Source organism: Leifsonia sp. fls2-241-R2A-40a (assembly GCF_030209575.1).
Classification (GTDB): Bacteria; Actinomycetota; Actinomycetes; order Actinomycetales; family Microbacteriaceae; genus Leifsonia.
In genome coordinates this window covers 718,984-741,410 of record NZ_JARVRS010000001.1, presented here as the reverse complement: position 1 = coordinate 741,410, position 22,427 = coordinate 718,984, and the positions used below count along the sequence as shown (strand labels likewise).

Here is a 22,427-nt window from a genome sequence, read left to right as displayed (position 1 = left end):
GCCGCGATTATGCACCCCAGTGGTTAACGCGCGGTATGGCTTCTGCCAGGCTGGGGCCATGGACGAGACAATCGAGGTAGTCGTAGTACGGGTATTCACCAACGAGAGCGGACGCAACGGCAACGAGCTCGGCATCGTGCGGAGCTCCGAGGCGACCGCCTCGCGCGAACAGGAGATCGCCTCCGCCCTGGGCTTCAGCGAGACCGTCTTCCTCGACGGCGTGGACGAGAGCACACGGGATGCGGCCCTCCGCATCTTCACGCCGGCGAAGGAGCTCCCGTTCGCCGGGCACCCCAGCGTCGGAACCGCGTGGTGGCTGTCGGATCAGCACACCCCCGTCGACGTGCTCATCGAGCGCGCCGGCGACGTCGAGGTCACGGTCGACGACGACACCGCGTGGATCACCGCGCGTCCCGAATGGACGCCCGAGTTCGAGTGGCACCTGCTCGCGTCGCCCGCGGACGTGGACGCCCTCGACCCCTTCGCGTTCCCGTCCGGACAGCACTACGCGTACGCGTGGATCGACGAGGCGGCCGGAACCATCCGCTCGCGTATGTTCGCACCCGAGATGGGCATCATCGAGGACGAGGCGACGGGAGCTGCGGCCATCGCGCTGACCGCCCGCCTCGGTCGCGACCTGAGCATCTCCCAGGGGGAGGGGTCGGAGCTGGCCACCGAGCTGCTCGACGACGGCCGCGTGCGCGTCGGCGGAACGACGGTCTACGACCGCACGATCGAGGCGACACTCTAGGTACGGTCCCGGTGCCGGAAACGGAGCTATTCCCTCCCTTCCGGCCCCAAACTTCCTCCGTTGCCCGCGATTTCGGGGTCTGACAGCAGAAACTCCTCCCTTTCCCGACGCCCGGGGGCGCCCCGAAAAGGGAGGAGTGTCGCCGGGACATGCCGGCGAAAAGGCGGAAAGGGAGGAGCCGGCGGCCGTTGAGACCGCCGACTCCTCCCTTTCGTGCAGCGTGCGGGAGAGGCCTACTCGGCGACGCCCACGTACTCGGCGGACTCGTCCGGCGTGTGGATGCCCGACTCGAGACGGTCGCGCAGCGCGCGGCCGAGCGACGCATCCACGTTCGTCCAGTACTGGATGGCGCGCTCGCGGATGCTCTCGCGCTTCACGCCGCCGACGGCCCCCGCGATTGTGTCGAGGAAGCGCTCGCGCGCGGCGTCGTCGAACACCTCGCGGTAGAGCGTCCCGGCCTGACCGAAGTCGTCGTCCTCGGAGTGGAGCGCCGCGGCCGCGCGCACCAAGGCGCCGTCGGACTCCCACGAGCCCTCGCCTGCCCGCTCCGGCTGGGCGACCGGCCCGCCGAACGAGTTGGGGGCGTAGACCGGGGCGTCGGCCGGCTTGAAGCCGTGACGGGCGGCGCCGTCCTGCGAGTAGTTGTGCACAGGAGCGATCGGCCGGTTGACCGGCAGCTCGTTGTAGTTGGTGCCGACGCGGTAGCGCTGGGCGTCCGGGTACGAGAAGACGCGGGCCATCAGCATCTTGTCGGGGCTGATGTCGATCCCGGGAACGGTGTTCGCGGGCGAGAAGGCCGCCTGCTCGATCTCCGCGAAGAAGTTCTGCGGGTTCTCGTTGAGCGTGTGGATGCCCACCTCGATCAGCGGGTAGTCGGTGTGCGGCCACACCTTGGTCAGGTCGAACGGGTTGAAGCGGTAGGTCTTCGCGTCCTCGTACGGCATGACCTGGACGGACACGCGCCAGGAGGGGAGGTCGCCGCGCTCGATCGCCTCGTAGAGGTCGCGGCGGTAGTAGTCGGCGTCCGCGCCGGCCAGCTGCTCCGCCTCGACGCCGCCGATCTCCTCGTTGCCCTGCAGCGAGTGGAAGTGGTACTTCACCCAGAACCGCTCGCCCGCCGCGTTGATCCACTGGTAGGTGTGCGAACCGTAGCCCGGCATGGTCCGCCACGAGCGGGGGAGGCCGCGGTCACCCATGAGGTACGTCACCTGGTGCGCCGACTCCGGCGACAGCGTCCAGAAGTCCCACTGCATGTCGGCGTCGCGCAGGCCGGATCCCGGGAGGCGCTTCTGCGAGTGGATGAAGTCGGGGAACTTGATGCCGTCGCGGATGAAGAACACCGGGGTGTTGTTGCCGACGATGTCGTAGTTGCCCTCGGTCGTGTAGAACTTCACCGAGAACCCGCGGACGTCGCGCCAGGTGTCGGGGGAGCCCTGCTCGCCGGCCACCGAGGAGAAGCGCTGGAGGGTGCGCGTCGTGGCCCCCGGCTGGAAGACGGCCGCCTTGGTGTACGCCGTCACGTCCCCCGTCACGACGAACTCACCGAACGCTCCACCGCCCTTCGCGTGCACGATGCGCTCCGGGATCCGCTCGCGGTTGAACTGGGCGAGCTTCTCCACGAGGTACCGGTCGTGCAGCGCGGTCGCGCCGTCCCGGCCCGCGGTGAGCGAGTGGGCGTCGCTGGCGACCGGGGTCCCGGTCTGGGTGGTGGTGTAGTCGTCGGACATACTTCTCCCATTGTTTGTGAACGACCGCTGGTGCGGGGCGTTCAGGATTGCTCAGCGGGCGCAGCCCGCTTCTGGCAGGACGGGCACAGGCCCCAGAACGTGACCTCGGCCGTGTCGATCGCGAACCCTGCTGCATCGGACGGATGCAGGCAGGGCGCGTGACCGACGACGCAGTCCACGTCGGCGACCGCACCGCAACCGGTGCAGACCACGTGGTGGTGGTTGTCGCCGATCCGTCGCTCGTAGAGCGCCGGCGAACCGGCCGGCTCGATGCGTCGCAGAAGGCCCGCCGCGGTCAGATCGCCCAGCACGTTGTGCACGTTCTGGATCGATGTGCCGGGCACCGTCGAGAGCAGCGACCGGAAGACGGTCTCGGCGTCCGCGTGCGGACGGACCGTCAGCGCGTCGAGCACCGCGACCCGGCCCCGCGTCGCCTTGAGTCCTGCTTCGCGGAGCGCCGTCTCGAGTCGTGCCGCGTCCATGACTCGACCCTAGCGACTTGTTTTGAATAACTAAAAATACCGGGATACCCGGGCGTGGCGCTCCGCGACTTCGCCCCGGGCTTTCCGGCCGGTGAGCTCTTCTCGCGCCATGGACACCGGACCGATGGCGTTGACGATCGTGCGAAGCGCCTCTGCCTCGGTCGCCGCATCGACGGCGACGACCATCCGGCGTTGATCCTGGTCGCGGATCACCGTGATCTCCATGACTCCCCTTCCTCTCGCCCCTGCACGGGCCCTCACCAGAGATAGACGGGGGCGTCCACCCCTTCGTGACGAGGAAGCGGCGCATCGATCGCCGTCATGATGCGTGCCCCGTTCCGTCTTCGTTGACGTGAGGTCTCCTTCCACGCCTGCGCCCGCGGGGCGCCGCCACGCCGCGATCGCTGTTCGGATCGGCGGCGCCGAGACCGGGGATGCCTCGTGAGCGGGTATGAGCGCGGCGGCGGCGGTCGGCTCGCGTCAGCGTGCGCGGGAGCGCAGCCGCGTCTCTTCCAGGTCGAGCAGGGACTGCGCCTCCGTGAGCACTCGCGACGGGTACGACCCCCGGGCGCGCTCGAGCAGCAGCCGCGTCCGCTCCGCCTCCACGACGGCCAGGCGCAGGGTCCGGTAGACGTGATGCGGCCGGCTCTCCTGGGGAGTGTCACTGAGCAGCGCCCGCTCCCAGGCCGACTCGGCACGGAGGTACGACGACTGGCGCACACGCTCCACCACCTCGGGATCGATCGGGGTGGCCGTGTCGGCGGCGGCTTCCGGGTCGTCGAGAACGGCGAGTCCCGCTTCGCTGAGATCGTCGAGCAGCTTGGCGAGCAGGCGTCGGTCCTCGCGGGCGTCGGCGCCCTGCAGACTGAGGGCCCGGATCAACCACGGCAGCGTACCGCCCTGCAGCACGATGCTGACGAAAGCGACGGTGAACGCGATCAGGATCAGCTGCGGCCGGTAGGGGATGGACCCGGGCAACGACTGCGCGGCGGCGAGGGTGACGACTCCGCGCATCCCGGCCCAGCCGAGCACGATGCCGCTCTTCCAGCCGATCGCCTCCTGGCGGTACTCCTCGAGGTCGCCGCGATGTCGTTCGTAGCGCTGCTCCGCTCGCTGTTTGCGTACCGCCTGCCAGCGGTAGCGCACGGGATGGTCGCGGTAGTAGCTGATCATCAGCCACTCGCGGAGCACCGAGCGTTCGGCATGCTCGGCACGTCTTCGGAGGCCCAGTATGAGCGGCACGATGAGGATGAACCGGATGATGATGAGCGCGAACACGGCGATGAGGCCGAGTCCGATCGCGTTCCAGACGCTCAGCACTTCCGGGTGCTCGACGTCGCCGACCAGGGTCCGCAGCTCGAGCCCGATCAGCAGGAACACGCCGTTCTCGAGCAGGAACTGGATCGTGCGCCAGTTGATCTGATCGCTGATCCGCGCTTGGGCGCTGAACTGCCGAGGCGCCGCGTGCCCCGTGTAGAGACCGGTGACGACGACGGCCAGCACGCCAGAACCGTGCAGCGCCTCCGTCGGGGCGAACGCCGCGAACGGCACGACGACCGATAGAGCGGTGTCGAGCACCGGGTCGTTGAGCTTGGATCGCACCCACACGGAGACGAAGCCGACGACCAGACCCACGACCAGGGCGATGATGACGGCCGACACGAAATCCACGACGCCGGCCCAGGGCGTCACGAGCGCGCCGAGCGCAGCCGCGAGTGCCGTGCGGAGCAGCACGAGGGCGGTCGCATCGTTGACCAGGCCCTCGCCTTCGAGCACGGTGAGCACGCGAGGAGGCAGCCCGAGCTTGCGCCCGATCGACGTCGCGGCGACCGCATCCGGTGGGCTGATGATGGCGCCGAGGGCGATCGCGGCCGCCAGATTCAGGTCCGGGAGCATCGTGTACAGCAGGAATCCCGAGGCGAAGGCCGTGATGATGACGAGCACGAACGACAGGCCGGCTATCGGGGCCAGGTTGCGCCGGAAGTCGGTGAGCGGGACGCTGATCGCCGCCGCGTAGAGGATGGGCGGCAGCAGACCGTCCAGGATGATCTCCGGTGGGATCTGGATCTCGGGCACGCCCGGCAGGAATGAGAGCGTCACTCCGACGATCACCAGGATGATCGGAGCCGCGACGCCGAGTCTGCGAGCGAAGGCGGCCACGCCGACGATGACCGCGACAGCGATCACCGCATAGACGCCCAGCTCCATCTACTCAGCGTACGGGGCGGGTGCGGGCGCGGCGGCCGGGTCAGCGGGTGCGGAGGCCGTCGATGGCCATCGCGATCACGCGGTCGCGCTGTTGCTCGTCATCGAAGGCGACGCCCGCAATGCCCGAGACCATCCGGATGACGTCGCCGATGCTGGCGTCGGTGCGGAGTTCTCCCGCAGCCTGGGCGCGCTCGACCAGCGGTTCGCCGGCGTCGTACAGCGACGTCCGGCAGCTGAGCAGGACCGGCGACTCCTTGTTCAGGCCCTCGACCAGCGCGCGCTTGGTGCCGACGTACGTGACGAACCGGCGGAGCCACGCCTCGACGGCCTCCCACGGCTCCAGCGTCCCCGCTTCTTCCGCGGCGCGCACGACGGCAGCGACCTCGTCGATGTAGACGGCCTCGACGAGGGCGTCACGCGTGGGGAAGTTGCGGTACAGCGTCCCGATTCCGACGCCGGCACGGCGGGCGATGTCTTCGAGCGGGGCGCTGGGACCGTGCGCGGCGAACGCCTCGCGAGCGGCGATGAGGAGCGCGTCGAAGTTGCGGCGCGCGTCGGCCCGTTGGGGTCGGACGACGCCCACGACGGGTGTCTCGGTGCCGGTCACGGCGAAGGTCCTTTCGGGTCGGCCAAATTCGGGCTTGCTAAGCGGAGGCTGCCTCCGGTAATGTAGCAGCTAACCGGAGGAACCCTCCGAACGGAGCCTCCCTCCAATTCTACCGCCATTTCGGCATCATCTCGAGAAACGGAAACATCCCGACAATGTCTCGATCCCACCCCGGACTGACCTTCGCCATCCTGGCGCTCAGCGTCGGCTCCTTCGCGACCCTCCAGTCGCTCGTCGTCCCCGTCCTCCCCGTCATCCAGTCCGACCTGCACACCACGACCGCAGGCGTCACCTGGACCATGACCGCCTGGCTCATCGCCGCGGCGGTCGCCACCCCGCTCCTCGGCCGCGTCGGCGACATCGTCGGCAAACGCCGCATCCTGGTGCTCGCTCTCCTGGCCGTCGGCCTGGGGAGCGTCGTCGCCGCCGTCGCGCCCACGATCGGTGTCGTCATCGCGGGCCGCGTCATCCAGGGCCTCGGCGGCGCCATGTTCCCGCTCGCCTTCGGCATCATCCGCGACGAGTTCCCGGCTCGCCGCCTGCCGTCCGCCATCGGCGCCATCGCCTCCATCATCGCGATCGGGAGCGGGCTCGGCACGGTGCTGGCCGGCCCGCTGGCCGACGCGCTCAGCTGGCGCGGACTGTTCCTCCTCCCGGTAGCCCTCACCGTGACCGCCGCTGTGCTCGCCCTGATCTTCATCCCCGAGTCGCCGACGCGTGCGGCCGGGGGAGTGAACCCATGGGCGGGCCTCCTCCTCTCCGGCTGGCTCATCGCGCTGCTGCTCCCGCTCAGCACGGGAGCGCAGTGGGGATGGTCGTCGCCGGGCGTGATCGGACTGTTCGTGCTCGCCGCGCTGCTCCTCGCCTCCTGGGTGCTCGTCGAGCTGCGCTCGCGCCATCCCCTCGTGGACATGCGGCTGATGCGTGAGCCGGGCGTCTGGTCGATGAACGCGGCCGCCGTCTTCATCGGCGCCTCGATGTTCGCGGTGTTCAGTTTCTTCCCGCGCTTCGTGCAGACGCCCGCATCGACGGGCTACGGACTGGGCGCGTCCGTGGCGGAGTCGGGGATGCTGATGCTCCCGATGCTCGTCACCATGGCCGTGACCGGCTTCCTCAGCGGGCCCCTCGCCCGGTGGGTCGGGTTTCGTGCGCAGATCGTCGTCTCCGCGGTCCTCATGGGAGCGGCGAGCCTGTCGCTCGCGTACCTGCACGGCACCCTCCTGGCGGTCGCGACCGCCTCGGGCGTCTTCGGCATCGGCCTCGGCCTCATCTACGCGGCCATCACCAGCGTGGTCGTGCAGAGCGTCCCGGCAACGCAGACCGGGATCGCGAGCGGGATGAATGCCAACCTGCGCACCGTCGGCTCGGCCGTCGGCGCTGCCGTCATGACCGCGCTCGTGACCGGCGCCATCGCACCGGACGGGCTGCCGGCCGAGTCCGGCTACACCGAGGGCTTCGCGACGGCCGGCGTGCTCGCCTTCGCGGCGGGCGCGGTGACGCTGGTCGCCACGGGGATCATGCGGGCATCGCGCCGGGCCACCGAGCGCGAGGCGGAGCGGCTCATCGAATCCGCCGCCGTGGATGTGCTCCCGTTGTCCTCCGCAGAACTCGAGGCGGCCGAGATGGCCCGCCTCGCGTCGAAGGTCGGCGACGAGCTGGCGGACGGATCGGACGGCGGCGCTCGCGGCGACACCCGCGAGCGCGAGCACCTCGAGGTCGCCTGACCGTTGCGAGACGGAGGCCCGAGCCGTTCGCGGTTCGGGCCTTCGCTTTTTTCGTCGGCGCGGTGCTTCTGCCGGCGTTGTTCAGCTGCCGAGGGCCGCCGCTTCGCTCCGCCAGCGGGCGAGCAGCAGCCAGGGCTCGATCCCGTTGTCGCGCAGCTGCTGGACGTGCGCGAGCAGCCCGGCATCGGTCTCGAACCACTCGGTGCCCGGGATGCGCAGCTGCGCGAACTGCTCGTGGCGCCGGTGCTCGAGCATCCGGTCGCCGCGTTCGAAGGCGAGGACCTCGTCGTGCGGCAGGCTGGAGAACCGCTGCGCGGGATTCGCCGTGGTCCCGATCTTGATGCGGTCGCGATAGCGCAGGTAGTAGACCACGTCGACGCGAGCCGTCGCGCGATCATCCGGGGGAGGCTCGCCCACGCGCCACTCGCAGACGGCGCAGAGCCAGCCGGATGGATAGCGCACCCCGAGCCGGGATCCGCAGAACGCGCACGGCGCGGGGAGCAGGTCGGTCGCTCCGAACTCGCCGTCCACCCAGTCGTGCGCCTCCAGCAGGTGCGCCAGGCAGAGCGCGACCGGCGCCCCGTCGTGTGATGGGGCGCCGCACAGGACGCACGGAGTGGACACAGGGCGAGGCTAGCGCCGGCCTCCGACACTGCGCCTCCGCTTCTCTTCTGCATTGCAGACAAAGCATCTGACACTCTGTACTTGGAATTCCACAGCCGTTTACGCTGACTCCATCGACCCGAATCGAAGGAGCACACAGTGACGAATATCACCATCGACTACGGCCAGCTGACGGCGACCGCCGCTCGCCTGGGACACGGCCAGAGCCAGCTCGAGGCCACCCTGCGCGAGCTGAAGGCGACCGTGGACGGACTGGTGGCGAGCGGGTTCACCACGGAGCGCGCCTCGTCGGCGTTCCAACTCGCCTACGACGAGTTCACAACCGGCGCGACTCGCGTGGTCAGCGGGCTGCAGGGCATGGCGCACTTCCTGCACGCCACAGCCGACTCGTTCGGACAGACGGACGCCTCGCTCGCCGGAGCGCTGAGGGGTGCGTGAGCCCGGCGGCGTGGGTCAGCGCGGCGGGCGGCACCGGATGAGGTCGAGGTCGCCGTCGAGCGTGATCGGACCGTCCCCGTGCGAGGTCAAGACCGTCGCGCCGCGGCTCAGGGAGAGCGATCCGCGAGCAGCTTCGAGCGTGCCGATGCCGTCGAGAACCACCAGGACGGAGAACGTCGGCTCGAGCTCCCGCGAACCGGTCACCTGGATGCGCTCGGCGGAGAAGAACGGATCCGCGTCGGCCGGGAAGAGCGTCTCCGCGCCGCGCCTCTGGCGAAGCGACGCGATCCGCTCCTCCGGAGTCGCGTCCAGCGTGAGGCCGCCCAGGGCCGTGTCCAGGTCGAGGCCGAGCAGCGCCTCGGCCTCCGAGAGCGAGCGTCTCTCGATCAGGAGGGAGAGATCCGTCGGCTGCTGCAACTCCACGAGGGTGACACCGGGGCCGACGGCATGCGCGAGGCCTGCGGGCACCAGCAGGGTGTCGCCGGCGGCTAGGGGGAGCCGGTTCATCGCTGCCAGCATCTCGTCCGCATCCTGGCCGGTCCACCAGGTTCGCACTTCCTCCGGGGTGACCGCGCGCCGGAAGCCGAGCGCCGCATACGCGTCGTCGGCGGCGTCGATCACAGCCCACGCCTCGGTCTTGCCCAGCGGGCTGGACAGCTGGCGAGCGGCGAAGGCATCATCCGGGTGGTAGTGGACGAAGAGGCGTTCCGCGGTGTCCAGCAGCTTCACGAGAAGCATCGTGCGGGGACCGAACCGCCTCACGTGCTCCTCGCCGAGGAAGAGTTCGGGATCGGCGGCGACGGCCTCGCGGAGCGTGCGGCCGTCCGGGAGCACTGTGAGTCCGACGCCGCCGCCGGCGAACACCTCGGTGGTGGAGCCGACGAAGTCCTCGGGGGTGAACGGGCTCGGCTGCGGGGTGCCGCGGAACCGGGCGATGCCCGCGCCGCCGCGGTAGGGGCGGTCGAGCGGCTGGTTGGGCCCGAGGAGGAGCGGAGTCGGAATCGTCATCGTCATCGTCACAGAATCTAGTCCCAGGGAGACGAACGCGTCGCCGCCGTCCTCACTGGGTGACGCGCGCCTCGTGCGCGGCCGCGTGGCCGACGACCGCGGCGGCCCCAGTGACCACCGTCGCGAGGCCGAGCGGAACCGCGATGTTCAGCCGGAGGAGCAACGCCCCGACGAGCGCGCCCAGGGCGATCAGGACGACAGCTGCCGCCCGGCGGCGCCAGGGCTGGCCGCTTCCGCCGGCGAGGACGGAGTCGGCGGCGAGCCCGGTGATCGTCGAGGTGACGACCACCGTGGTGACGTCCTTCACCGCGAGGTGCCGGGCCACCGCGGCCTGGAACCCCATGGATGCAGCGAGCAGGGTCGTGATGACGAGTTCCCACGGCTTGGGAGGAACGCCCCCGGCCAGCGTCGTCACGATCGTCAGCACGGCCAGGGCGACGGCGACGGCGGTGAAGGACCAGCTGGTGCGCGTGTTCCAGCCCGTGCTCTCGCGGCGCAGCGTCCGGCCGCCGATGACAGCACCCGCCATGAAGGCTATCAGTGCGATCAGCGGGCCGACCCAGGGCAGTCCCTCGGCGCCGACCAGCGCCATCCCGAGGATCACTACGTTCCCCGTCATATTGCCGGCGAACACCTTGTCGAGGCCGAGATAGCCGACCGCATCCACGATTCCCGTGGAGAAAGTGAGCGCGAGCATGAGCACCAAAGTCATCTCGCGCTGTCGATTGTCCATGTCCGTCATCACGCCTCCCGTGCTGGATAGGATCGCACGCTCCGAGGGCTGGGCCGCTCCGGCGGCGCCGCCCCTGCCGCCCCCGCCGCCTCCGCTCCGCGTGCGCAGTAGCCTGAAGCCGCTGATTCCGACTGGAAGGACGACAACCGTGCCGACCGAACTCACCGTCGCTTCATGGCAGGCCACGCGGGACACCGTCCACCTCTGGACCCAGGTCGTCGGCAAGATCCGGATGGCCCTGAGCCCACCGGTGAATCACTGGTGGCACGTGACGCTCTACGTCAGTGCGCGAGGCCTGGCGACAGGTCCGATCCCCGTCCCCGACGGGATCCTCGACATCGAGTTCGACTTCGTGGACCACGAACTGGTGCTGCGCACCAGCGACGGCGGACGCCGCAGCTTCCCGCTGGCGGGCAGATCGGTCGCGCAGTTCTACGAGGAGACCCTCGCCGCTCTCGGCGAGCTCGGAGTGGAGGTCTCCATCCACCCGGTCCCGAACGAGGTGCCGGTCGCCATCCCCTTCGCGGACGACTCCACGCACTGCACGTACGTCCCCGAGCAGGCGCAGGCATTCTGGCGGCAGCTCATCGACGCCGAGCGGGTGCTGCAGACCTTCCGTTCCCGGTTCACCGGCAAGGTCAGCCCGGTCCACTACTTCTGGGGCGCGATGGACCTGGCGGTCACGCGGTTCTCCGGTCGTCCGGCCCCCGCGCATCCCGGAGGTGTTCCGAACTGCCCGGACGACGTGATGCTGGAGGGCTACTCGCAGGAGATCAGCAGTGCGGGATTCTGGCCAGGAGGTGGCGCGGAGGGCGCGTTCTACTCGTACGCGTACCCCGCGCCGCCCGGATACGCCGATGCGCCGGTCCCCGACGGCGCCTTCTACAGCGCCGAACTAGGTGAGTTCCTGCTCCCCTACGAGACCGTGCGTCAGGCGCCCGACCCGGACGGGCTGGTGCTGGATTTCCTGGAGGCGACGTACCGCGCGGCTGTCCGTCTCGGAGGATGGCCGACGGATGAAGGGGCGCTCGATGCGTGATCCGGTCTCCGCCGGCTTCGACCGTCGCGACACGCCGAGCGACGTCGCAATCCGCCACGGCGGGTGAGCGGCTCGTGTCTCCTTCTGGGCCATCCGCGGGCCCTCCCGGGAGCCTTCTTCTGCGATTTCTCGCGGGTCTCGTGAGTCGCACCCCGGTCGCCTCGCGCGCTCCGATGTCGGTGGTTCCCCCTAATCTGGGGGCAGCGAGAAAAAACTCCCAAAACACAACATGTAGTGGAATGACAATCGTGTCATTCGGGTTATATAGTGGGTGAACACCGCGGGAACGCGGATCACCAAGACTTCTAGGGGAGGCCATCATGGACTACGAAAACGACAGCGTTGGCGGCTACTCGGTTCCCGTCGACCCCATGGACTTGCTGCAGTGCGACAGCTGCCAGTAAGGCGCTAGCACCGAGCACGAAGACCCCGGAGGCCACTGGCCTCCGGGGTCTTCTGTCGTTTGGTGGCTTCGCGCCTCTTCCCTTGCCGGGACCACCGCGCCCGCTGTGCACCGACGCCCCGCCGGTAGAATCGTCGGGTGTCAGTGAACCCAGAGCTGCAGGGGCGGGAATTCCCGCCGACCGCGCCGTACCTCGTGGGACGTGAGAAGGTCCGTGAGTTCGCACGGGCCGTCTTCGCGACCTCCCCGCTCAGCTTCGACGTCGACGCCGCGCGCGCCGCGGGTCACGCGGACCTCGTGGCGCCCCCGACCTTCCCTGTGGTGGTGCAGGAGGCGACACTCGCACAGCTGCTCGCCGAGCCGGACGCGGGAATCGACTTCACGCGCGTGGTGCACGGCGATCAGCGGTTCACTTTCAGTCGCCCCGTGGTCGCCGGCGACGAGCTCACGGCGACGCTGCGCGTCACCTCCGTGAAGTCGCTCGGCGCCCACTCGATGGTGACCGCCGAGTCGACGATCGTCGATGCAGACGGCGAGCACGTGGTGACCGCCACATCCACCCTGGTTGTTCGAGGAGACGAGTGATGGCAGCCCCGGACTTCGACAGCCTGACCGTCGGCGACGTGGTCGCCGAGCGCACGATCGAACTGAGCCGCGACTCGTTGGTCCGCTACGCGGGCGCCTCCGGCGACTTCAACCCGATCCACTACCGGGACGACGTCGCCACCTCGGTCGGTCTCCCGGGCGTGATCGCCCACGGGATGCTCACCATGGGCTTCTCGGTGCAGCCCGTCGTCGACTGGGTCGGCGATCCCTCACTCGTCGAGGACTATCAGGTGCGCTTCACCCGTCCCGTGGTCGTCGACCCGTCGACCGGGGCCACCGTGACCGTGTCGGCCAAGGTGGGCCAGCTGGACGCGGAGGCCCGCGTCGCCCGCATCGACCTCACCACGACGTTCGACGGCGCGACGGTCCTGGGCAAGGCTCAGGTCCGCGTGCGGCTGGCATGACGGTGACCACCCCGGCGCTCGCCGACCTCACCACGATCCGCGTGGGCGGAGTGCCTGACCGCCTGGTCGCCGTCGACGACCGGGATGCGCTCGTCGCCGCCGTGCTCGAGGCCCGCGACAGCGGCGAGGACCGGCTCCTGCTCGGCGGCGGTTCCAACACGGTGGCGTCCGATGACGGCTTCGAGGGCACGGTCATCCACATCCGCAGCCGGGGAGTCGACCGGCTCCCCGCACCGGAGGGCCGGGTCCGGCTACGGGTGCAGGCGGGCGAGCCGTGGGACGACCTGGTCGCCCTCACGGTGGGCAACGGCTGGTCGGGGATCGAGGCACTCTCGGGCATCCCCGGCTCGACCGGCGCAGCACCCGTACAGAACATCGGTGCGTACGGCCAGGAGATCGAGTCCGCTCTCGTCGGCGTCGAATTCCTGGACGACATCACCGGCGAGGAGGAGTACCTCTCGCGCGCGGAGCTGGGCTTGGGGTACCGCACCTCCACCCTGAAACGGGGACGGTCCGGGGTCGTGCTCTCCGTGGACCTGGAACTCACCGACGGAACTGTGCCCGGGGCACTGGGCGCGCCGTTGAGCGCCCCGGTCGCGTACGCTCAGCTCGCCGACGCCCTCGGCGTCCCCTTGGGCTCGCGCGTCCCGGTGGCTGAACTGCGTCGGGCGGTGCTCGCGCTCCGCTCGTCCAAGGGCATGGTCTTGGACCCCGCCGATCCCGACTCCGTCAGCTCCGGCTCCTTCTTCACCAACCCGATCGTCTCGGAGCAGTTCGCGCGGTCGCTGCCCGCCCAGGCTCCGCGCTGGCCCCAGGACCCGCTCGAACCCGACACCGTGTTGACCATCCCGCTGGATGGCGTCCATCCCATGGACGTGCCGCCGCTCGCCGCAGCGGAGTACACGGTGAAGCTCAGCGCTGCATGGCTCATCGAGAACGCCGGCATCCGGAGGGGCTTCGCCCTGCCCGGCTCAAGCGCAGGGATCTCCTCGAAGCACACCCTCGCGATCGTCAACCGCGGGGGAGCGACGGGTGCGGATGTCGCCCAGTTGGCGTCCTTCATCCAGGCTCGCGTCCAGGCGGAGTTCGGCGTCGTACTGCAGCCCGAGCCCGTACTGGTGGGGCTCGAACTCTGACGGTGGGTTCCCACCGACCCGGGGGCGGACGCACGAGTAACTCTGTGAGTATTCTCACGTCGTAATCCGTAGGCTGGATGCGTCGCAGCGCGCTCGCGCTCAGACGAATCGGAGGGGACGATATGGGATTCCTGGACCGCCTTCTCGGACGCGAAGAACCGCGCCCGAACGGCTCGCAGACGCAGAATGCGGCGTACCCGCCGAACGGAAGCGGTGCAGGCCCGGCGACCGGTCCGGCCGCCGGTCAGAATCGCAGCGAGGACGAGATCGCGGTGGAGCGCTACCGCTACCTGCTGAGGACTGCGCCGCCGGAGACCATCGAGCAGGTCCACGAGGAGGCTTTCGCGAAACTGACGCCGGAGCAGCGTCGCCTCGTGTTCCAGCAACTCAGCGAGAACGCGCCGGCCGGAGACCAGCCCCGAGGCGACGACCCGCGCTCGCTCGCGCAGTCCGCCACGCGCTCGGAGCTCCGCCAGCCGGGGACGCTCGAGCGCACGCTGGGCGGCGGCCGTGGCTACGGCTACGGTGGACCGGGCCTTGGCGGGATGTTCGCCAGCTCGCTCCTCGGAAGCGTCGCCGGCTACGTGATCGGTTCCGCCCTCGTCAGTGCCTTCCTGCCGTCGCCCGGGGACAACCAGGCGGACGGTGGCAACGGCGACCAGAGCAATGACCAGAGCGGCAACGACCAGAACAGCAACGATCAGAACGGAGACAGTGGTTCGGGCGACCAGGGCGGCGACGGCGGCTCTGGTGGTGACGGCGGTTCTGGCGGCGACGGCGGTTCGGGCGGCGACGGCTCGGTGGATGCGGCCGGCTGGAACGGCGGCGGTGACACCTCCGGCGGCGACGGCTGGGGCGGCGGCGACTTCGGCGGCAGTGGTGGCGACTTCGGCGGCGGTGGCGGCGACTGGGGCGGCTTCGGCGGGGGCGACTTCGGCGGGGGCGACTTCGGCGGAGGCGGCGACTTCATCTGAGTCGATGACGCGTACGCGTGCTCGCGCATGCAAAGCGGTGCTGCCTACGCCCCCGTGAGGGTGCAGTGGGGAGTCCCGCTGCGACAGAACACGTCGGCGACCGATCAACTGCGGATGGCGGCCGCGAACGGCAGCACGGCGCTCGCACCCGCGTGCAGCAGCTCCTGACCGGCGACGGTCACGGTCCAGCGGCTGTCGACGAGGTCGTCCACTAGAAGGACCGGGACACCGGTCGGCAGGTCGAGGCCATCGGCTGAGAAGCGGTCCCACACCGACGCAAGGCGGAAGGCGCTATTGCCGCCGGGTGCACCCGTCGGCGGGCCGCCCCGCCACGCCAGCGTGCCGGCGAACGGCAGACGGCCGACCCCGGCGAGCCCACGCGCCAGCGACTCCACGAACAACGGGCGTCGGCGGGAGGGCATCGCTGCGACGGCTCCGGGCCGTGCAGCCCAATCCCAATCGGCCAGGACGCGGATGCACGCGTCGAGCACAGCGGCCGGTACCGCCGCGTCCGGCGCATCGTCGGCGAGGAGTTCCCGAAGGCGGCCGCCCCAACCGAGATCGGTGAGCCGCGCGAGTGCCCGACCGGGTTGCAGCTGCTGCTCGGGACGCAGCTTGCCGCGCACGGACACCCCGAGTCGATCGGCACCCGTCGGCCACAGCTTGCGGGGTTCGATCTCCACCCCCACACGGTCGAGCATGGATCCGACCTCGCCCGCGGTGCTGTCGTCCACCTCGGCCGGGTACCAGACGCCTGCGCAGTTGTCGCACCGGCCGCAGGGTCCGGCGTCGGGGTCGTCGAGGGCTCGCTGCAGGAACTCCATGCGGCACCCACTCGTCGACTCGTACTCGAGCATCGACTCCTGCTCGGATTCACGGGCCGCGGCGATGCGCGCGTAGCGCTCCTCGTCGTACCGCCAGGGCGTACCCGTCGTGACCCACCCGCCGCTGACCCGCCGGACCGCTCCGTCGACGTCGAGCACTTTGAGAAGCAGCTCGAGTGTCGAGGCGCGCAGGTCGACCCGGCTCTCGAGCACGCGCGTCGACAGCGGCTCCGTTCCCAGCGCCTCCAGAACGGCGGCGGCCTTCTCGCGGGAGGGCATGGAAGCAGTCGCGAAGTAGCGCCAGATCGCCTGGTCCTCCGGGCCTGGAAGAAGCAGGACGTCCGCGTTGTCGGTCGCGCGGCCCGCGCGCCCGACCTGCTGGTAGTACCCGACGGGAGATGACGGCGCCCCGAGGTGGACGACGAAGCCGAGGTCGGGCTTGTCGAACCCCATCCCGAGCGCGCTGGTCGCGACCAGCACTTTGACCTCGTTCCGTTTGAGCCGTCCTTCGAGGTCTTCCCGCTCGGCCGTGTCGGTCTGGCCGGTGTAGGCGTGCGCCTCGTGTCCGGCCCGCCGGAGGACGCGGGCGGTGTCCTCCGCCGCGGAGACGGTGAGGGTGTAGACGATCCCGCTGCCGGGAAGGTCTCCGAGATGACCGGCGAGCCATGCCAGCCGGCTGGTGGCGTCCGGGAGCGGCAGTACACCGAGCCGCAACGACCGTCGCGCCAGCGGACCGCGGATAGTGAGGACCTCCGCCTCCCGGCCCGACCCGAGCTGCTCGACGACGTCTTCGACGACGCGTTCGTTCGCCGTCGCGGTGGTGGCGAGCACCGGCACGCCGTCGGGCAGGAGGGCGATCAGGTCGCGCAGCCGCCGGTAGTCGGGCCGGAAGTCGTGGCCCCAGTCGGAGATGCAGTGCGCCTCGTCGACCACGAGCAATCCGCTGCGGTCCACCAGCGCCGGCAGCTGCGTGTCGCGGAACTCGGGGTTGTTGAGCCGCTCGGGGGAGACGAGGAGGACGTCGACCGAGTCCTCCCGCAAGCGGGCGGCCACGTCGTCCCACTCGTGCCGGTTCGCGGAGTTGATGGTGACCGCCCGCACGCCGGCCCGTTCCGCCGCCGCGACCTGGTCCCGCATGAGCGCGAGCAGCGGCGACACGAGGATGGTCGGCCCCGCGCCCCTCGCTCGGAGCAGCATCGTCGCGACGAAGTAGACGGCCGACTTGCCCCACCCCGTCCGCTGCACGACGAGCGCCCGGCGGTGGTCGTCGACGAGGGCGCCGATCGCCTCGAACTGCCCATCGTGGAATTCGGCGTCCGGTCGCCCGACGAGGGCGCGGAGGCTGGTGAGGGCATCGGTCGCTGTGGTCATGAAGCCATCGTCTCAGGGACGCCTGACGCCCGCTCCGGGGGAGCGGGCATCTGGGGAGAGACGGCTTCCGGTCCGTGCTGTGGGGGGATTCGCTAGAACCGGGCGGGAATCCGGCGCCGCTGCGAGGCGCGGATGCCGCCGAGCAGGGCCGAGACCACGATGATCAGCCCCACGGCGGCAGCCCCGAGGGCCCAGGCCGAACCGGGGGTGAGCGCCGTGATCCACCCACCGACCGCGTCAGCGCGATCCGCCGACGACAAGACGTACAGGGTGCCTGCGGCGAACAGCGTGAGCAGCACGCCCCAGACGACGCCACCCCAGCGCACCGGCGCAGGGCGGCCGGAGGGCGTGACAGTAGGGGGGTAGGCGGTGGTCGGGTTCTGGTGGTCGGTCATGGTGCGGTCTCCTGCTCGAAATCGAAGGCTCAGTGCTGGAAGAGGACCGGGAGGCCCTCGGTCGTGATGCGGATCCCGGCCACGCCGTCGCCGGTCAGGATGAGCGCGGCCACCGTCAGGACGGCGAGGACGATCCCCAGGAAGATGAGGAAGCCGCTGCGGCGCCGGGCGAGCCCCGCGATGAAGACGGCCACGCCCACCACCAGGGTCGCCGCCGCAAGCCCGGCCGCTGTCGTGAAGCGGGCGACATCGGGCAGCTGGGGCCAGACGATCGCCACGAGCGAGCCCGCGACGAGCGCCAGACCGACGGTCAGCCAGCCGACGGCGGCACCGACGCGAGGGTTGGCCGCGCGGTAGGCCTCCCGCCGCGCGGCGGCCTCCGCTGTGGCCGCAGCGACCTGTGTCCGCAATTCGGCCGAGCGCTGGGCCTTCACCGCGCGCATGTCCGCAGCAAGGCGCTGCTTCCACGCCGCGTGCTCTGCCCGCCACTGCGCCTGGCGCTGCTGCCAGTCGGCGACGTCGTCCGGCGAGGCGCCGAGGGGCGGCGCGGGCGGCGCCGTCGGCTCTGCGGCGATGTCGAGCTGCACCGTGTCATCCAGGCGCTCCGCTGGAGCAGTCGTACCCTCCGCCACCGGCAGTTCCACCGTTCCATCGGCCGTCGTGGCGGATGCAGCCGTCGTGGCGGATGCAGCCATCGTCGCGGAAGCCGCCGCCGCACCCTGCGGCGCGGCCCCCGACGGCGACGCAGCAGGTGCATCAGGCCTAGCACCAGCAGCACCCGTCGCGGTGCTCGGAGCCCACGCCGCCCCCGCGGCGCGGGCGTCCGAATTCCGCACCGCGACGACGATCAACGCGACGACCGCGCCGATCACGACCAGCGTCCAGATGACGCGGCCGATCACGTCACCCCACGCCGGGAGCCCCCAGAACGGTCCGTCGGCCCACCATCCGCCGCTCGTCCACGGCAGCAGCGACAGCAGGACCATCACGCCGATCGCGACGATCGGCGGCTCGAAGTCGCCCTCGAACAGCTGCTGCAGGTGGATGCGGCCCTCCCGGTCCGGGAGCAGCGCCCAGGCCGCCGCGTACAGCAGCAGGACGGGGGCGCCGAGGATGCCGGCGACCACGATGATGCCGCGCACGATCAGCGGGTCGATGCCGAGGCGGTAGGCGATGCCGGCGGAGACGCCGCCGAGCCAGCCGTCGGCGCGCACGACGCCGAGCCCGCGCATCCAATCGAAGAACCGGGTCCCGCGACCGGAGAATCCGCTCCGCGGCCCTCCGTACGGGTTCGCGGGCGTTCCCACCGGGGGAGTCGAATCGTTCTGTGACATGCTCCCATCCTGGCGGGGGCCATGTGGGCGGGGTATCCGGTGAACCCCTGAGCGGACCCTGATCAATTCCCTCTTCGGGTGCGGGGGGCACCGGGGTCTGCTTGGATCGTGGCTATGTCGCCGACAGCACCCGCCGGTCCTCGGGCCGGAGTCCAGCGCCCGCCGCTGGCCCGTCCGCGCTCGTGCGCGGTCAGCGGGGTGAGCGTCGCGCTCGCCGATCACCTGGGCTGGCCGGTGGCCGCGGTGCGCTGGGCGTTCGTCGGCGCCACGTTCCTGGGCGGAGCCGGCATCCTGCTCTACCTCTGGCTGTGGGCACTGACGCCGCTGCGCGGCCCTGGGGACTTCGATCCGACCGACGGCGTGCGCCGCCGGGTGAACGTCCCGTGGGTGCTCGCCGGTGCGGGAGCCGCCTCCGGGATCGCCGCCGTCGTATTGGCCGCCGGCGGTGCGCTCGCACCCGCGTTCGGCGCACTCGCCGCCTGTGCGGCGCTGCTGGTGGTCGCGGTGGCCTGGGAGCAGCTCGCCGACGAGGAACCGGTCGCATTCGCACCCCTCTCGCCGACCGCCTTCCGGATCTCATGCGGCGCCTTCCTCGTCGTCGTGGCGCTGGCGATCGCCTTCACCCAGAACGTCGGCGGCTCCGGGATGCTGTGGCTGGGCATCCTCATCACGACCTTCGCCGGCGCCGCGGTACTGGTGGCGCCGTGGGGTCTGCGGCTGTGGCGGGAGCTGATCTCCGAGCGCACGGCCCGCATCAAGGAGGAGCAGCGCGCGGAGATGGCTGCGCACCTCCATGACTCCGTCCTGCAGACGCTCGCGCTCATCCAGAACCGCGCGGGCGCGTCGAGCGAGGTGGGCCGCATCGCGCGGGCGCAGGAGCGCGAGCTGCGGGACTGGCTGTACACCGACGGACGGGCCGCGAGCGCTGCTGAGGAGCGCGACCTCGCCGCGGAGCTGCGGGATGTCGCGGCAGCGCTCGAGGTGGAGCATGCCGTGCACTTCGACGTCGTCTCGGTGGGAGAACCGGTACGCCGCGCGCCCTCCGAACTCGGCGCCGCGGCCCGGGAGGCCATGCTCAACGCCGCGCGCCACGCCGGAGGCGAGGTGTCCGTGTACGTCGAGCATGCGGCGGGGCGGGTGGATGTGTTCGTGCGGGACCGCGGACCCGGCTTCGATCTGGGCGCCCTTCCCGAGGGACGCCTCGGTGTCAGAGAATCGATCATCGGCCGGATGCGCCGCGCAGGCGGGCAGGCGGCCGTCGTGGCGCGGGGGACCGGCACCGAGATCCAGCTGACCATCGACATCCCGAGCGAGACGACATGAGCGAATCCGACGACGCAGGCCGACCCGTGACGGTGGTGATCGTGGACGACCACTCGATCTTCCGCTCCGGCCTCCGCGCCGACCTGGACGAGCGGCTGCAGGTCCTCGGAGAAGCTGCAGACGTGGACGCCGCGGTCGCGATCGTGCTGCAGACGCGACCGGAGGTGGTGCTGCTGGATGTGCACCTCCCCGGCGGATCAGGCGGCGGGGGAGCGGAGGTGGTGCGACGGACCACCGCCGAGGCGCCGTCGACGCGCTTCCTGGCTCTCAGCGTCTCCGACGCGGCCGAGGACGTCGTCGGGGTGATCCGGGCCGGCGCGCGCGGCTACCTCACCAAGGGCAGTTCGGGTCAGCAGGTCAGCGATGCGGTCGTCGCCGTGGCGGGAGGAGACGCCGTGTTCTCCCCGCGGTTGGCGGGTTTCGTCCTCGACGCCTTCGGCGCCGCTTCGGGTGAACAGGCGGAGACGAGCGATGAGCTCGACCGCCTGTCGGCGCGCGAGCGGGAAGTGATGCGGCTCATCGCGCGCGGCTACGCCTATAAAGAGGTCGCCGCGGAGCTGTTCATCTCGATCAAGACCGTCGAGACGCACGTGTCGGCGGTGCTCCGCAAGCTGCAGCTGTCGTCCCGGCATGAGCTGACGGCATGGGCGCTCGAGCGCAAACTGCTGTGACCGTCCGACCGCTTTGCGGCCGACCTGGTGCGTCCCGTACACTTGACGCGGTGGTTGAATCTGCCAAGCTTTTCTGCGCCCTTTTTCCGGTGTGGCGACGGCAGCACTGCCTCGCTCCGGTCGGCATCCGCAGCACGTTCGGATGCTCGATCGGTTAGCCTAGAGGAGCCAGCGCAGGAAGTCGGTAATTCGCTTCCATAGGGCGGTAGCTCAATTGGCAGAGCAGCGGTCTCCAAAACCGCAGGTTGCAGGTTCGATTCCTGTCCGCCCTGCAAGTCGGTACCCAGGTGCCGATCCACGAAAGGTGTAACGAGGTGGCCCGAAAGGTAATCGACGAGCCGAGCGAGGAGATCGTCGCCAACGCGAAGAAGGACCGCGCCGCACGGCGCAACCCCTTCGCGCGGATCGCCCTGTTCATCCGGCAGGTCATCGGCGAACTCAAGAAGGTCGTCACGCCGACCCGCAAAGAGCTGTTCAGCTACACCGGCGTCGTACTCGTCTTCGTGGTGATCATGATGGCTCTCGTGTCACTCCTTGACTGGGTGTTCGGCATGGGTGTCGTCTGGGTGTTCGGAAACCCGAAGTAGACGACGTCGAACGGGCCGCACCGGCCTCCCCGACAAGAAATGGAATGAATTCAGTGTCTGAGACGAATCGCGACGACGTGGACTGGGCGCCCGCTGCTGAGCAGTCCTCCGAGGACGACGAGGCGCAGACCGGTAACGTCCTCGCCAGCGAGGACGAAGCATCCGACTCCGCCGAGCACGAGGCGCTGCACGTCGTCGCCGACGATGGAACCGAGATCGACCTCGACGCGGTGCTCGACGCCATGGCCGAGGCCGTCGACCCCGAGGCCGACCGTGCCGTCGACGAGGCCCTCGAGGTCGACGACGAGGACGAGGCGGAGGCCGCTCTGAAGGCGGTCGTCGACGAGGAGGAAACGTCCACCGATCCCTACGAGGAGTTCCGCGCGGAGCTGCGCTCCAAGCTGGGCAAGTGGTACGTCATCCACTCGTACGCGGGCTTCGAGCGCCGCGTGAAGTCCAACATCGAGAACCGCATGGTCTCGATGAACATGGAGGACTACATCTACGAGGTGCAGGTCCCCATGGAGGATGTCGTCGAGATCAAGAACGGCCAGCGCAAGATGGTCAACCGCGTGCGCATCCCCGGCTACGTGCTGGTGCGCATGGACCTCAACGAGGACAGCTGGTCGGTCGTCCGCCACACGCCGGGTGTCACCGGCTTCGTCGGCAACGCGCACAACCCCACGCCGCTTCGCTTCGAAGAGGCCTTCTCGATGCTGAAGAGCCTCGTGCAGGTCGAGGCCGCTCCGGCGAAGGGTGCAGCGAAGGGCCAGAAGACCGCCGCGCGCGTCATCCCGGCCGAGGTCGACTTCGAGATCGGCGAGACCATCACCATCAAGGAAGGCTCGTTCGCGGGCCTGCCCGGCTCCATCAGCGAGATCAAGCCGGAGAGCGGCAAGCTCACGGTTCTCGTCTCCCTGTTCGAGCGCGAGACCCCGGTCGAGCTCAGCTTCGACCAGGTCACGAAGCTCTAGGGAACATAAAGAGCCTCCCCACTGTTTTTCAGAACACCGGGTCTCGGAAGGGCCGAGAAACCGGGAGAGCGACGAGGGCTGCCG

At 70.0% G+C, this 22,427-nt stretch carries 23 protein-coding genes and 1 tRNA gene; 13 read left to right on the top strand and 11 right to left on the bottom strand.

Translation table 11 applies throughout. From position 1 onward, the window contains the following. Window positions 1-58 precede the first annotated feature (58 nt). The gene (locus QRN40_RS03605; protein ID WP_285114111.1) at window positions 59-751 is read left to right on the top strand and encodes a PhzF family phenazine biosynthesis protein; all 693 of its coding nucleotides are present in this window, start codon (window positions 59-61) and stop codon (window positions 749-751) included. A 233-nt stretch (window positions 752-984) separates the two neighbouring features. On the opposite strand, the gene QRN40_RS03600 is transcribed toward QRN40_RS03605, so the two are convergent. The 5 genes from QRN40_RS03600 to QRN40_RS03580 form a co-directional block, all read right to left on the bottom strand. Then, the gene (locus QRN40_RS03600) at window positions 985-2,478 is read right to left on the bottom strand and encodes a catalase (protein ID WP_285114110.1); all 1,494 of its coding nucleotides are present in this window, start codon (window positions 2,476-2,478) and stop codon (window positions 985-987) included. Window positions 2,479-2,519: 41 nt separating this feature from the next. Next, entirely contained in the window at window positions 2,520-2,960 is a 441-nt protein-coding gene (locus QRN40_RS03595) for a Fur family transcriptional regulator (protein ID WP_285114109.1), read from the bottom strand. 30 nt (window positions 2,961-2,990) lie between these two features. Beyond that, window positions 2,991-3,185 carry a hypothetical protein gene (locus QRN40_RS03590; protein ID WP_285114108.1) on the bottom strand — a complete coding sequence of 65 codons (195 nt, stop codon included), beginning with the start codon at window positions 3,183-3,185 and terminating at the stop codon, window positions 2,991-2,993. Between the two features lie 255 nt (window positions 3,186-3,440). After that, window positions 3,441-5,168 carry a cation:proton antiporter gene (locus QRN40_RS03585; RefSeq protein ID WP_285114107.1) on the bottom strand — a complete coding sequence of 576 codons (1,728 nt, stop codon included), beginning with the start codon at window positions 5,166-5,168 and terminating at the stop codon, window positions 3,441-3,443. A 40-nt stretch (window positions 5,169-5,208) separates the two neighbouring features. Then, the gene (locus QRN40_RS03580; RefSeq protein WP_285114106.1) at window positions 5,209-5,775 is read right to left on the bottom strand and encodes a TetR/AcrR family transcriptional regulator; all 567 of its coding nucleotides are present in this window, start codon (window positions 5,773-5,775) and stop codon (window positions 5,209-5,211) included. A 155-nt stretch (window positions 5,776-5,930) separates the two neighbouring features. On the opposite strand from QRN40_RS03580, the gene QRN40_RS03575 reads away from it, so the two are divergent. Further along, entirely contained in the window at window positions 5,931-7,499 is a 1,569-nt protein-coding gene (locus QRN40_RS03575) for an MFS transporter (protein ID WP_285114105.1), read from the top strand. Between the two features lie 81 nt (window positions 7,500-7,580). On the opposite strand, the gene QRN40_RS03570 is transcribed toward QRN40_RS03575, so the two are convergent. Then, window positions 7,581-8,123 carry a GIY-YIG nuclease family protein gene (locus tag QRN40_RS03570; protein ID WP_285114104.1) on the bottom strand — a complete coding sequence of 181 codons (543 nt, stop codon included), beginning with the start codon at window positions 8,121-8,123 and terminating at the stop codon, window positions 7,581-7,583. A 138-nt stretch (window positions 8,124-8,261) separates the two neighbouring features. On the opposite strand from QRN40_RS03570, the gene QRN40_RS03565 reads away from it, so the two are divergent. Next, window positions 8,262-8,561, top strand: a complete 300-nt coding sequence (locus QRN40_RS03565) for a WXG100 family type VII secretion target (RefSeq protein WP_285114103.1) — start codon at window positions 8,262-8,264, stop codon at window positions 8,559-8,561. 15 nt (window positions 8,562-8,576) lie between these two features. Here the strand turns inward: QRN40_RS03565 and QRN40_RS03560 are convergent, their stop codons facing one another. Both QRN40_RS03560 and QRN40_RS03555 read right to left on the bottom strand, forming a co-directional pair. After that, window positions 8,577-9,575 (bottom strand): hypothetical protein, encoded by a 999-nt coding sequence (locus QRN40_RS03560; RefSeq protein ID WP_285114102.1) that lies wholly within the window; start codon window positions 9,573-9,575, stop codon window positions 8,577-8,579. 46 nt (window positions 9,576-9,621) lie between these two features. Further along, complete coding sequence (locus tag QRN40_RS03555; RefSeq protein ID WP_285114101.1) at window positions 9,622-10,302, bottom strand: YoaK family protein; 681 nt, start codon at window positions 10,300-10,302, stop codon at window positions 9,622-9,624. A gap of 148 nt (window positions 10,303-10,450) precedes the next feature. On the opposite strand from QRN40_RS03555, the gene QRN40_RS03550 reads away from it, so the two are divergent. The 5 genes from QRN40_RS03550 (at window position 10,451) to QRN40_RS03530 (ending at window position 14,864) form a co-directional block, all read left to right on the top strand. Continuing rightward, the gene (locus QRN40_RS03550; RefSeq protein ID WP_285114100.1) at window positions 10,451-11,341 is read left to right on the top strand and encodes a DUF5996 family protein; all 891 of its coding nucleotides are present in this window, start codon (window positions 10,451-10,453) and stop codon (window positions 11,339-11,341) included. A gap of 541 nt (window positions 11,342-11,882) precedes the next feature. Beyond that, window positions 11,883-12,329, top strand: coding sequence for a MaoC family dehydratase N-terminal domain-containing protein (locus tag QRN40_RS03545; protein WP_285114099.1), 447 nt, complete (start codon window positions 11,883-11,885; stop codon window positions 12,327-12,329). Further along, window positions 12,329-12,754, top strand: a complete 426-nt coding sequence (locus tag QRN40_RS03540; RefSeq protein ID WP_285114098.1) for a MaoC family dehydratase — start codon at window positions 12,329-12,331, stop codon at window positions 12,752-12,754. The genes QRN40_RS03545 and QRN40_RS03540 overlap by 1 nt, the downstream gene beginning before the upstream one ends. Continuing rightward, the gene (locus QRN40_RS03535; RefSeq protein WP_285114097.1) at window positions 12,751-13,890 is read left to right on the top strand and encodes a UDP-N-acetylmuramate dehydrogenase; all 1,140 of its coding nucleotides are present in this window, start codon (window positions 12,751-12,753) and stop codon (window positions 13,888-13,890) included. Before QRN40_RS03540 ends, QRN40_RS03535 begins: the two co-directional genes overlap by 4 nt. 122 nt (window positions 13,891-14,012) lie before the next feature. After that, window positions 14,013-14,864 (top strand): hypothetical protein, encoded by an 852-nt coding sequence (locus tag QRN40_RS03530; RefSeq protein WP_285114096.1) that lies wholly within the window; start codon window positions 14,013-14,015, stop codon window positions 14,862-14,864. Between the two features lie 104 nt (window positions 14,865-14,968). On the opposite strand, the gene QRN40_RS03525 is transcribed toward QRN40_RS03530, so the two are convergent. The 3 genes from QRN40_RS03525 to QRN40_RS03515 all read right to left on the bottom strand — a co-directional run bounded on the left by QRN40_RS03525 (window position 14,969) and on the right by QRN40_RS03515 (window position 18,788). Beyond that, entirely contained in the window at window positions 14,969-17,059 is a 2,091-nt protein-coding gene (locus QRN40_RS03525; RefSeq protein WP_285114095.1) for a RecQ family ATP-dependent DNA helicase, read from the bottom strand. 92 nt (window positions 17,060-17,151) lie between these two features. Then, window positions 17,152-17,454, bottom strand: coding sequence for a hypothetical protein (locus QRN40_RS03520; RefSeq protein ID WP_285114094.1), 303 nt, complete (start codon window positions 17,452-17,454; stop codon window positions 17,152-17,154). 29 nt (window positions 17,455-17,483) lie between these two features. Continuing rightward, on the bottom strand, window positions 17,484-18,788 hold the full coding sequence (locus QRN40_RS03515; RefSeq protein WP_285114093.1) for a PspC domain-containing protein: 1,305 nt from the start codon (window positions 18,786-18,788) through the stop codon (window positions 17,484-17,486). 114 nt (window positions 18,789-18,902) lie between these two features. On the opposite strand from QRN40_RS03515, the gene QRN40_RS03510 reads away from it, so the two are divergent. The 5 genes from QRN40_RS03510 to nusG all read left to right on the top strand — a co-directional run bounded on the left by QRN40_RS03510 (window position 18,903) and on the right by nusG (window position 22,343). After that, window positions 18,903-20,111: an ATP-binding protein gene (locus QRN40_RS03510; RefSeq protein ID WP_285114092.1), complete on the top strand. Its 1,209-nt coding sequence runs from the start codon at window positions 18,903-18,905 to the stop codon at window positions 20,109-20,111. Beyond that, a complete protein-coding gene (locus QRN40_RS03505; protein ID WP_285114091.1) occupies window positions 20,108-20,782 on the top strand; it encodes a LuxR C-terminal-related transcriptional regulator in 675 nt (224 codons plus the stop codon). The genes QRN40_RS03510 and QRN40_RS03505 overlap by 4 nt, the downstream gene beginning before the upstream one ends. 199 nt (window positions 20,783-20,981) lie before the next feature. Further along, a tRNA-Trp gene (locus QRN40_RS03500) sits at window positions 20,982-21,054 on the top strand. A 42-nt stretch (window positions 21,055-21,096) separates the two neighbouring features. Continuing rightward, a complete protein-coding gene (secE, locus tag QRN40_RS03495) occupies window positions 21,097-21,369 on the top strand; it encodes a preprotein translocase subunit SecE (protein WP_018189749.1) in 273 nt (90 codons plus the stop codon). Between the two features lie 53 nt (window positions 21,370-21,422). Further along, window positions 21,423-22,343, top strand: coding sequence for a transcription termination/antitermination protein NusG (gene nusG / locus QRN40_RS03490; protein WP_285114090.1), 921 nt, complete (start codon window positions 21,423-21,425; stop codon window positions 22,341-22,343). The last annotated feature ends 84 nt before the right edge of the window (window positions 22,344-22,427 follow it).

What these genes read in the sequence shown, in the direction of transcription:
- QRN40_RS03605 (WP_285114111.1), top strand. Translation starts at nt 59, where the DNA reads ATGGACGAGACAATCGAGGTAGTCGTAGTACGGGTATTCACCAACGAG.
- QRN40_RS03600 (WP_285114110.1), bottom strand. Translation starts at nt 2,478, where the DNA reads ATGTCCGACGACTACACCACCACCCAGACCGGGACCCCGGTCGCCAGC.
- QRN40_RS03595 (WP_285114109.1), bottom strand. Translation starts at nt 2,960, where the DNA reads ATGGACGCGGCACGACTCGAGACGGCGCTCCGCGAAGCAGGACTCAAG.
- QRN40_RS03590 (WP_285114108.1), bottom strand. Translation starts at nt 3,185, where the DNA reads ATGGAGATCACGGTGATCCGCGACCAGGATCAACGCCGGATGGTCGTC.
- QRN40_RS03585 (WP_285114107.1), bottom strand. Translation starts at nt 5,168, where the DNA reads ATGGAGCTGGGCGTCTATGCGGTGATCGCTGTCGCGGTCATCGTCGGC.
- QRN40_RS03575 (WP_285114105.1), top strand. Translation starts at nt 5,931, where the DNA reads ATGTCTCGATCCCACCCCGGACTGACCTTCGCCATCCTGGCGCTCAGC.
- QRN40_RS03560 (WP_285114102.1), bottom strand. Translation starts at nt 9,575, where the DNA reads ATGACGATGACGATTCCGACTCCGCTCCTCCTCGGGCCCAACCAGCCG.
- QRN40_RS03555 (WP_285114101.1), bottom strand. Translation starts at nt 10,302, where the DNA reads ATGGACAATCGACAGCGCGAGATGACTTTGGTGCTCATGCTCGCGCTC.
- QRN40_RS03540 (WP_285114098.1), top strand. Translation starts at nt 12,329, where the DNA reads ATGGCAGCCCCGGACTTCGACAGCCTGACCGTCGGCGACGTGGTCGCC.
- QRN40_RS03535 (WP_285114097.1), top strand. Translation starts at nt 12,751, where the DNA reads ATGACGGTGACCACCCCGGCGCTCGCCGACCTCACCACGATCCGCGTG.
- QRN40_RS03530 (WP_285114096.1), top strand. Translation starts at nt 14,013, where the DNA reads ATGGGATTCCTGGACCGCCTTCTCGGACGCGAAGAACCGCGCCCGAAC.
- QRN40_RS03525 (WP_285114095.1), bottom strand. Translation starts at nt 17,059, where the DNA reads ATGACCACAGCGACCGATGCCCTCACCAGCCTCCGCGCCCTCGTCGGG.
- QRN40_RS03520 (WP_285114094.1), bottom strand. Translation starts at nt 17,454, where the DNA reads ATGACCGACCACCAGAACCCGACCACCGCCTACCCCCCTACTGTCACG.
- QRN40_RS03515 (WP_285114093.1), bottom strand. Translation starts at nt 18,788, where the DNA reads ATGTCACAGAACGATTCGACTCCCCCGGTGGGAACGCCCGCGAACCCG.
- QRN40_RS03510 (WP_285114092.1), top strand. Translation starts at nt 18,903, where the DNA reads ATGTCGCCGACAGCACCCGCCGGTCCTCGGGCCGGAGTCCAGCGCCCG.
- QRN40_RS03505 (WP_285114091.1), top strand. Translation starts at nt 20,108, where the DNA reads ATGAGCGAATCCGACGACGCAGGCCGACCCGTGACGGTGGTGATCGTG.